The 8,287-nt window shown below is 71.9% G+C and carries 9 protein-coding genes; 4 read left to right on the forward strand and 5 right to left on the reverse strand.

Going from position 1 to position 8,287, the window contains the following annotated elements:
* Positions 1-294: 294 nt before the first annotated feature.
* The 4 genes from ACSW7Y_RS14505 to ACSW7Y_RS14520 all read right to left on the reverse strand — a co-directional run bounded on the left by ACSW7Y_RS14505 (position 295) and on the right by ACSW7Y_RS14520 (position 4,182).
* Positions 295-900, reverse strand: a complete 606-nt coding sequence (locus tag ACSW7Y_RS14505) for a DUF1992 domain-containing protein (protein WP_438126952.1) — start codon at positions 898-900, stop codon at positions 295-297.
* Between the two features lie 13 nt (positions 901-913).
* Positions 914-2,800, reverse strand: a complete 1,887-nt coding sequence (locus ACSW7Y_RS14510; protein WP_438126953.1) for a glycoside hydrolase family 15 protein — start codon at positions 2,798-2,800, stop codon at positions 914-916.
* 93 nt (positions 2,801-2,893) lie between these two features.
* Positions 2,894-3,655, reverse strand: a complete 762-nt coding sequence (locus ACSW7Y_RS14515; protein WP_438126954.1) for an alpha/beta hydrolase — start codon at positions 3,653-3,655, stop codon at positions 2,894-2,896.
* Complete coding sequence (locus ACSW7Y_RS14520; RefSeq protein ID WP_438126955.1) at positions 3,655-4,182, reverse strand: phenolic acid decarboxylase; 528 nt, start codon at positions 4,180-4,182, stop codon at positions 3,655-3,657. Before ACSW7Y_RS14520 ends, ACSW7Y_RS14515 begins: the two co-directional genes overlap by 1 nt.
* A 64-nt stretch (positions 4,183-4,246) precedes the next feature.
* Between ACSW7Y_RS14520 and ACSW7Y_RS14525 the strand changes: the two genes are divergently transcribed.
* The gene (locus ACSW7Y_RS14525; protein ID WP_438126956.1) at positions 4,247-4,726 is read left to right on the forward strand and encodes a MarR family winged helix-turn-helix transcriptional regulator; all 480 of its coding nucleotides are present in this window, start codon (positions 4,247-4,249) and stop codon (positions 4,724-4,726) included.
* A gap of 172 nt (positions 4,727-4,898) precedes the next feature.
* Positions 4,899-5,732 (forward strand): DUF1206 domain-containing protein, encoded by an 834-nt coding sequence (locus ACSW7Y_RS14530; RefSeq protein ID WP_438126957.1) that lies wholly within the window; start codon positions 4,899-4,901, stop codon positions 5,730-5,732.
* 20 nt (positions 5,733-5,752) lie between these two features.
* Here ACSW7Y_RS14530 and ACSW7Y_RS14535 read toward each other — a convergent pair whose 3' ends face one another.
* Entirely contained in the window at positions 5,753-5,959 is a 207-nt protein-coding gene (locus ACSW7Y_RS14535) for a hypothetical protein (protein WP_438126958.1), read from the reverse strand.
* Between the two features lie 168 nt (positions 5,960-6,127).
* On the opposite strand from ACSW7Y_RS14535, the gene ACSW7Y_RS14540 reads away from it, so the two are divergent.
* Positions 6,128-7,000: an SMP-30/gluconolactonase/LRE family protein gene (locus tag ACSW7Y_RS14540; RefSeq protein WP_438126959.1), complete on the forward strand. Its 873-nt coding sequence runs from the start codon at positions 6,128-6,130 to the stop codon at positions 6,998-7,000.
* Between the two features lie 70 nt (positions 7,001-7,070).
* Positions 7,071-8,216, forward strand: coding sequence for an alpha/beta fold hydrolase (locus tag ACSW7Y_RS14545; RefSeq protein WP_438126960.1), 1,146 nt, complete (start codon positions 7,071-7,073; stop codon positions 8,214-8,216).
* The last annotated feature ends 71 nt before the right edge of the window (positions 8,217-8,287 follow it).

Raw genomic sequence — 8,287 nt, forward strand, 5'->3', positions numbered from 1 at the left:
GCGGCAGCCTCAAGCCGCTGCAGCTCGAGGGTGACAACGCGGTCCTGACCGGCACCACGGTGCACGTGTCCGAGGACGCTGCGGGGCTGCTGAACAAGACGTTCGGCACCGACGCCGTCAAGCGTGGTCTGCTCGTGGGCACCGCCACGATCACCGCCAAGATCAAGTAACACCCGCACGACCCCGAGAGCGTCGTCCCCGACCGGGGACGGCGCTCTCGCGCGTGGTGCGGGGCCCGCGCGACGGATCCGCCCGCGCCGGCTGCGGTGTGCCGGCCTGGAGGCGCGGATCACCTCAGCGACGCCGGCACCACCAGCGGGACGGCCGGTTCTCCGCAGCGGCCGCCGCCTGTTCGGCCGCGGCCTCCGCGTCGGCCGCGCGGCGGGCCGCTCGGCGGTCGTGCCACGCGACGATCTCAGCGTCGACGTCGCGGAGCGGGGTCACGACGGGTGGGCCGCCGAGCAGCTGCCGGCGCGCTTCCTTCACTCGGGAGTTGAAGTCCTCGAGTACGTCGCGCACGTCGGACTCGGTCGAGAGGGCGTCGAGCTGGTCGTCGAGCTCGGCGTCCTCCTTCCGCAGCGCGAAGGCGGGCGGGGCGATCCCGCTGATCTGCTCGCGCTCGATCTTCGACCGGATCCACCAGTCGGGGTCGTGTCGGCCGTCGTTGGAGGGCAGCGGCTTGCCGTGGTACGGGTTGCCCTCGAAGACCCCGCGGCGCTCGGCCTCCTCGATGAGGGCCCGCGCGTGCTGCCCGACGTCCTTCGCCTGCAGCAGACGGCGTTCCTCGCGCACCTCGTCCGGGTCGAGGGATCCGCGCTCGATCTCGCTCTCGACGAGCCGCTCGTACCGGTAACGAGCAGCGCGCCGGAGTCGGTCCATGCGTGCGTCGACGTCGTTCATGACCCCTCCATGATCACGCTGCTCGGTCGGGCCCGCCAGTGTCGCCGGGGTCGTCCGCGTCATCCGGGTCGTCCGTGTCACCGCCGGACGCCTCGGCGCGGACCTCCTCGATGGTCAGTGCGGCCTGGATCAGCGCGAGGTGGGAGAGCCCCTGCGGCAGGTTCCCCATGAAGGAGCCGTCCTCGCTGATCATCTCGCTGTAGAGCCCGACGTCGTTCGCCTGGGCCACCATCGCGTCCATCAGCTCGGCAGCGTCGTCGACCCGGCCCGTGCAGGCCATCGCGGCGGCGAGCCAGAACGAGCACGCGACGAACGGAGACTCCTCCTGTTCCATGCCCGAGTACCGGTACACGAGCGGCCCGCGCTGCAACTGCTCCTCGATGGCGCGGATCGTCGACGCCATGCGGGGGCCACGGTCGAAGGCGCTCATCGCGTGCAGCAGGATCGACGTGTCGAGCTTGTCCGAGCCCGGGTACATGACGTAGTGCCCGCGCTCTTCGTCCCACCCGTGCTCGGCCACCCACTGCTCGATGAGCTCTCGGTTCTCGACCCACTTGTCGCGTGGGCCGTCGATCATGCCGGCGTCGTGCAGCTCGACCGCGGCATCGAGAGCCTGCCAGCAGCCGATCTTGCTCGAGACGTAGTGCTGCGTGTCCTCCAGCTCCCACATCCCCGAGTCGGCTTCTTCCCAGCGGTGGCACGCGTCGTCCGCGAGGCGTTCGAGCACGGCAGCGGTCTTCCGGTCGAGCACGTTCCCGGCTCGGACGTACTGCCGCAGGATCTCGAAGACGTCGCCCCACACACCGAGCTGCAGTTGGTCGCCGGCCCGGTTGCCGATCGTCACCGGCCCGATGCCCCGCCACCCCGGCACCTCGCGGTCCTCGACGCCGTCGCTCTTCGACCCGTCGAGCTCGTAGAAGATCGGCATCGACGAGTCGTGCTCGGCGATGGTGCGCATCACCCAGGACACCGCTGCGTGCGTCTCCTCACGCAGCCCGAAGCGAGTCAGCGCGTGCACCGTGTACGACAGGTCGCGGACCCAGGCGAACCGGTAGTCCCAGTTCTTCCCGCCGGTGCGGTCCTCCGGGAGGCTCGTGGTCGGTGCCGCCGCGATCGCCCCGGTGGGCGAGTAGATGAGCAGCTTCAGTGCGAGAGCGCTCCGCTGCACGGCGTCGGCCCACGGACCGTCGTAGTGGAAGGCCTCGGACCACGTCGACCAGTTGTCGATCGTGCGGTCCATCGCGGCGAGGGCGGCCTCGGGCTCGGGCATGAAGATCGGCTCGTCGTGCGTGCCGACGATCGTGAGGATGTGCTTCGACCCCTCGGTCGCGGTGAAGCGGCCGGAGAAGCGCGGACCGTCGTCGTGCACCGGTTCGAAGCCCTGCTCCACGATCGCGATGGTGACGCCGTCGACGCCGATCACGGCGCCGTTGGCCGTGTCGAGACGCTTCGGCTCGGCAGTGTTCAAGAGGGTCCCGGGCACGACCGCCCACTCGAACTCGACCGAGCCGCGGACGCCCTGCACGCACCGGGCGACCTCGGCCCACGGCAGTCGTCCCGCGACGCCCGTCACCATCGCGTCCGTCACGGTGACCTGCCCGGTCGACGTGGTCCAGGTGGTGACGAGGACGTTCGTACCGGGCAGGTACTCGCGGGACACCTCAGCGTCGCCGGTCGGCCGCAGTGCGACGTGGCCGCCGTGTTCGGGGTCGAGGATGCTCGCGAAGACCGGCGGCGAGTCCATCGAGGGGATCGGGAGCCAGTCGATCCGGCCGTCGAGGGCGATGAGGGCGACGGTCCGGCCGTCCCCGACCGCGCCGTAGGAACGTAGGGGGACGTACCCGTCGCTGCGTTCCTCGTCCTCGGTCGCGTGAGGGGTGTCCCGGGTCCGCTCGCTCATGCACCCAGCCTGCCCCCGGGGTGCGACCGACCATCAGCGGGACGTACCCCGTTGTGGACGGCCGCACCGCGCCTCCAGGCTGTGCAGGAGCCGTCAGGTGACGTCGGCGAGCCCCGTCGACGCGACCAGTCGGTCGAGGAGGAGTCGTCGGAACGGCACGGACGACCACCCGTGGTCGGCGCCGTCGACGGGGGTGAAGGTCGCTCCTGGGAGGACCTCGCCGTACCGTTCGCCGTAGGACAGCGGCACGATCTGGTCCGCCGTCCCGTGGAACACCTCGGCCGGACCGGTGTAGCGGTCGATCCCCGCGTACACGTCGAGCCCGGCGGTCACCTCGTCGATGAACGCCGTACCGAGCGCCATCCCACCGAAGTCGAAGAAGCCCTGCTCGCGTGCCGGCGCGAGCGGCTGTCCCTGGATCTCGTCCTTGCTCGCGATGTCGTCGACGACCACCCCGGCGGGTGACCACAGGGTCAGTGTCGCGACGAGGTCCGGCTCACGGGCGGCGGCGAGGGCGGACTCGACGGCTCCGAGGCTGTGCGCGACGACGTGCACGGGGCCGTCGGCGTCCGAGGCGAGCGTCCGGACCATGGTCGTGACCTGCTCGACCTCGTCGCTGATCGTGATGTCGGCGAAGTCGCCGTCGCTCGTGCCGTGGCCGAGTCGGCTGTACGAGCGGACCGCGGCGCCGTGGTCGGCGAGCCGTCGTGCGGTCTGGACGAAGAGCTGCTGCCCGCCGGTGTCCGTGCTGCCGAACCCGTGCACGAGGAGCACCGCCGGGCGCCCGGGCTCGACGGCGCCGAGCTGCCAGCCGCGGAGTGTCCGGCCGCGGCGGTCGAGGCGGATCGGCTGCATCAGTTCGTCCGGTCGGCGAAGCCGGCGGGGAGGTCGCCGGGGGCGGTGTCCACGACGGTCTCGTCGTCCTCGCCGACGTGTTCGAACAGCGTGATGTGCGCGAACTCCGGCACCACGTAGATCGGGTACGTCGGGCCCTGGTCGCGGTACTCGCGCATCCGGTCGAGGTGGTCGTTCTGGAACAGGACGGTCTTGCTGCCGTCCTCCTCGACCCAGCGCGGGAAGAAGATCGTGCCGTGCAGGACGCGCTCACCGGGCACGACGGTCACGACGACGCTCGTGCCGGTCGGCTCGTTCCAGGACACCTTGTAGACGCCGGCGGTCAGCGCGACGAGGTCGCCCTGCTGGTCCTTGACCCAGCGTCCGCCGACCATGCCGGAGTGAATGCGGTAGTCGATGGTCGTCGCGTTCTTCACGTACATCTCGTACTGCCAGCCGTTGGCGTACGTGTAGATGAACCGGTGTCCGACGATGCCGGAGAGGTCCTGCTCGGGGACGGGGTGCTCGACGCTCGTGGTGATCTGCATGCGTTCGAGTTTGCTCCTGGAATGCGTTTGTTGCAAACGTTTTTCCGGTGAGTACCCTGAGAGGGTGTCCACCCGCTCGAACGACCCCGGCCTGTCCGACGCTGCGCGCCGCCTGAGCGCCGAGGTCGGGCCCTTCCGGCGCGCGCTCCTCACCACTGCACGCCGCTCCGGGGACCTACCCGACATCCCCGACGCGCAGGTCGAGGTCCTCAGGCGGCTCGACGTCGACGGGTGGTCGAGCCCGACGGCGCTGGGGCGGGCGCTCGGGCTCGCGCGGTCCACGGTCAGCAACCTCGTCGCCGCCATGGAGCGCGACGGGTTGGTGGAGCGGCGACTCGCGCGCGGTGACGGCCGGAGCACCGAGGTCGGCCTCACCGAGCTCGCGGAGCGACGGCTCGCGGTGTACGACGAGTCCGCCGAGCGGGTGCTCGTCGAGGCCATGGCGGCCTCGTCCGCGGCGGATCGCCGCGTGCTCGCGGACGTCGGCGACGTCCTGGCACGGCTCCGGCAGCGCCTGGAGGGTCGCGCCGACGAGGGCGACTGACGGACAGCCGGGAGGCACGTGGCGCGGCCGCCACGCGCCTCTCGTCGGTCTCCCGGTCCCGTCCTGCGACGAACGGCGGTGCCGCGACCCGGCTCCCGGCGGTCGTCCGGTCGAACCGGTCCGGCGACCGCACGGGCCGGACACGGGCGCCGCGGACGGGCACGCTGGGTCGATGAGCGGAACGGCGGAACGAGCGGTCAAGGACGCCGGGCGACAGGCGCGACGGGTGGCGGACAGCCGCTGGTTCGAGCTGCTCGCGCGCGGCGGGTTCATCGGCAGCGGCGTCGTGCACCTGCTCATCGGCTACCTCGTGGTCCTGCTCGGCATCGGCAGCGCCGCCGGTGGCACCGAGACCGACCAGTCCGGGGCACTGCAGCAGATCGAGCGCGTCCCCGGCGGGGTCTTCCTGCTCTGGGTCGTCGCGATCGGGACCGCGGCGCTCACGATCCGACTCGTCGTCGAGGCCGTCATCGGCGGTCGCAGCGACAGCGCCCGCGCCTGGGGTGCCCGGGCGAAGAACGCCGGCAAGGCGATCGTGTACGGGGCGATCTCGGTGTCGGCGATGCAGTACGCGATCGGCGCCGGGACGAGTTCGAGCGGCTCGTCGCGGAGCGCCGCGGCCAAGGCCCTCGCGACGCCCGGCGGAGTGTTCCTCCTGCTGCTCGTCGCCGCCGTCGCGGTCGGCATCGGCATCGCCCTCGTGATCGAGGGAGCCCGGCGGTCGTTCTGGAAGCAGCTCGTCCGGCCGCGGCAACCGATCGAGCACACCGTGACGGTGCTCGGGGTCGTCGGGTACGTCCTCAAGGGCGTCGCGGTGATCGCGGTCGGTGTGCTCATCGCCGTGGCGGCGTTCCGGAGCGACCCCGACCAGGCGACCGGACTCGACGGGGCCTTCGACGCCCTGCACGGCATGTCCGGCGGCGGGGTCCTGCTCGTGGCCATCGGGATCGGGTTCCTGGCCTTCGGCGTCTACAGCTTCTTCCGGGCCCGCTACGCCCGCCTCTGAGGCCGGCGCCGGGCTCGCCGCTACGAGGGCTGGTGCTCCGAGGGCTGTTCGTCGAGCGGGTCGGCTGGCTGGGACGTCTCCCGCGGTTCCATCCCGGACGCGAAGAACTCGCCGACCGACACCGCGAGGCCGACGACCGTCCCGACCGCGATCGCTGCACTCCCGACGACGACGTAGGCCAGCTCTCCGAGCCGGTCGCGGAGGGACGTTCGTGGTCGAGCAGTCACGTCTGGGCCCCTCCTGTCCGCTGAGCCTCGTCGTGCTGCCACCCGGTGCGCTTGCTCCAACGATGAGCCCGTGGACCCGTGAGGACAAGGGTTCCGGAGCCGAGGACCGGTGAGAGTCCGCACAACATGGTGAACGGGCGCGGAGGCGGTAGCCGGTAGGCAGGTGCCATGGACACCGCGACGACCGGACCCGTCACCGTCTTCTGCGACGACCAGGCCGTGCTCGCCGAGAGCATCGTCTGGAGTCCGGGGGAGCGGCTGCTCCGCTGGACGGACATCACGCTCGGCACCCTCACCACGGCATCGGCCGACGGCACGGTCCGGAGCGTGGTTCCGCTGCCGCCGCCGCTCGCGAGCTTCCAACCGCGGGCCACGGGCGGGTTCGTGGCCGCGCTCGGCGACACCGTCGTGCTCACCGACGCGGACGGGGTCGTCGAGCGCGAGCTCGCGCGCGTGCAGCACGCCACCGCGGGCATCCGGTTCAACGAGGGCAAGTGCGATCCCTTCGGCCGCTTCGTCGTGGGCAGCATGGACCTCGGCGGCGACGACCCGGCCGGGGCGCTCTACGCGGTCGACCCCGACGGTTCCGTGCGGACGCTCCGTGGCGGGTTCGGCGTCGCGAACGGCTTCGAGTGGACCGGGGACGGCTCCGAGATGTTCGTGACGGACACCAGCACCTCGACGATCTACCGCGCGCCCTACGGTCCCGACGGGGAACTCGGGGAGCTCGTGCCGTTCATCAGCGGCGCGGCGCACGACGGCCTCGCGCGCGACGACGAGGACTGCCTCTGGACGGCTGTCTACGGCTCGGGCCGGGTCGAGCGGTGGGGGCCGGACGGATCGCACCTGGAGACGGTCGAGGTGCCGGCACCGAACGTGACCTCGGTGGCGTTCGGCGGCGACGACCTGTCGACGCTCTTCGTCGGGACGGCGCGCGAGAACCTCGCGGAGGAGCAGCTGGAGCGGTACCCGCACTCGGGTGCCGTCTTCGCGGTCCCGACCCGCGTGCACGGCCTCCCCGCGAACACGTTCAGCGGCTGACGGGGTGGGGTCCGCCGGACGGGCCACCGCCGCGGGTATCCTGGGCGACCGTTCGACCCGAGGAGACGCCGTGGACGACGACAGCACCCCGCGCGACCGCGCACCCCGCGGCAGCGCCCCGCACGACCGCGCCACGTCCGCCGACGACCGCGACGCGCACGCTCCTGACCCGTCGAGTCGCCTGGCCGAGGCCGACGACGCCGACGTCACCGTGGAGGTCGACCGCATCGCCGTCGACGGGACCTACGTCCGCGTCAGCTCGATCGGTCAGCCGGGCGACCGCGCCTTCGTCCTGGTCGCCGGCCTCGGCATCGCCGCGACGTACTACGAACGGCTCGCACCGCACCTCAACGAGAACGGTCCCGTGCACGCCCTCGACCTGCCCGGCTTCGCGGGCGTGCCGCACTTCCGCGGCCGGGTCTCGATCGAGCGGTACGCGGACGCCGTCGAGGAGGTCATCGACGAGCTCGGTCTCGAGGACCCTGTGCTCGTCGGACACTCGATGGGAACCCAGGTCGTGACGGAGGTGGCCGCCCGGCGCCCGGGGATCTCGGACCTCGTCTTGATCAGTCCGGTGGTCGACTCCCGAGCACGCACCGTGCGGCAGTCGGCGTTCCGGTTCCTCCGGTCGACGGTGCACGAGCCCGCGGCGGTGCGCTGGCACGGCATCACCGCGTACGCACTCTGCGGGTGGCACTGGTTCTCGAAGGTCCTGCCTCGGATGATCGCCTTCCCGATCGAGGAGCGCGCGGCCGAGGTGCAGGCCCGCACGCTCATCGTCCGTGGCGAACACGACGCGATGGTGCCGCGCGACTGGGTGCGGCGACTCGCGCGGGTCTTCCCGTACGCCGTGCTCCGCGAGGTCGTCGACGGTGCGCACTCGGTCATGCACGCACAGGCGGACGCGGTCGCGCAGCTCGCGGTGGACCACGTGGCGCGCCGGCTGCCTGATCGCGGGGTCTCGTCACTGCAGCGAGTGCGTGACGACTCGACGTCATCGGACCTCGCTCGTCTCGGCCCCGGTGACGCGTGGTTGCTCGTGAAGTCGCGCTTCATCGAGCTGTTCGGCATGGCCCGGAACGACGACGAGACCCTCGAGGCCGCGAAGTCCGCGCACGCGGTCGCGATGGCCGACGGCGACGGCCTCCCGGTCGACCCGGACGACCGCCGCGCGGTGGTCGACCAGGTCGCCCCCGAAGCGCGCGACGCGCGCTGAGTCCGGAGCCGCCGCCGGTCGGACCGCGCCCGACCGGAGACAGGACGCAACCCGGAGACGGACTGGAGGCG

The organism is Curtobacterium flaccumfaciens, assembly GCF_051548005.1.
In the GTDB taxonomy this organism is placed as follows: Bacteria; Actinomycetota; Actinomycetes; order Actinomycetales; family Microbacteriaceae; genus Curtobacterium.

Excerpts from the sequence above, each read along its gene's own strand:
- ACSW7Y_RS14540 (WP_438126959.1), top strand. The coding sequence starts at position 6,128 with ATGGACACCGCGACGACCGGACCCGTCACCGTCTTCTGCGACGACCAG.
- ACSW7Y_RS14515 (WP_438126954.1), bottom strand. The coding sequence starts at position 3,655 with ATGCAGCCGATCCGCCTCGACCGCCGCGGCCGGACACTCCGCGGCTGG.
- ACSW7Y_RS14520 (WP_438126955.1), bottom strand. The coding sequence starts at position 4,182 with ATGCAGATCACCACGAGCGTCGAGCACCCCGTCCCCGAGCAGGACCTC.
- ACSW7Y_RS14530 (WP_438126957.1), top strand. The coding sequence starts at position 4,899 with ATGAGCGGAACGGCGGAACGAGCGGTCAAGGACGCCGGGCGACAGGCG.
- ACSW7Y_RS14505 (WP_438126952.1), bottom strand. The coding sequence starts at position 900 with ATGAACGACGTCGACGCACGCATGGACCGACTCCGGCGCGCTGCTCGT.
- ACSW7Y_RS14510 (WP_438126953.1), bottom strand. The coding sequence starts at position 2,800 with ATGAGCGAGCGGACCCGGGACACCCCTCACGCGACCGAGGACGAGGAA.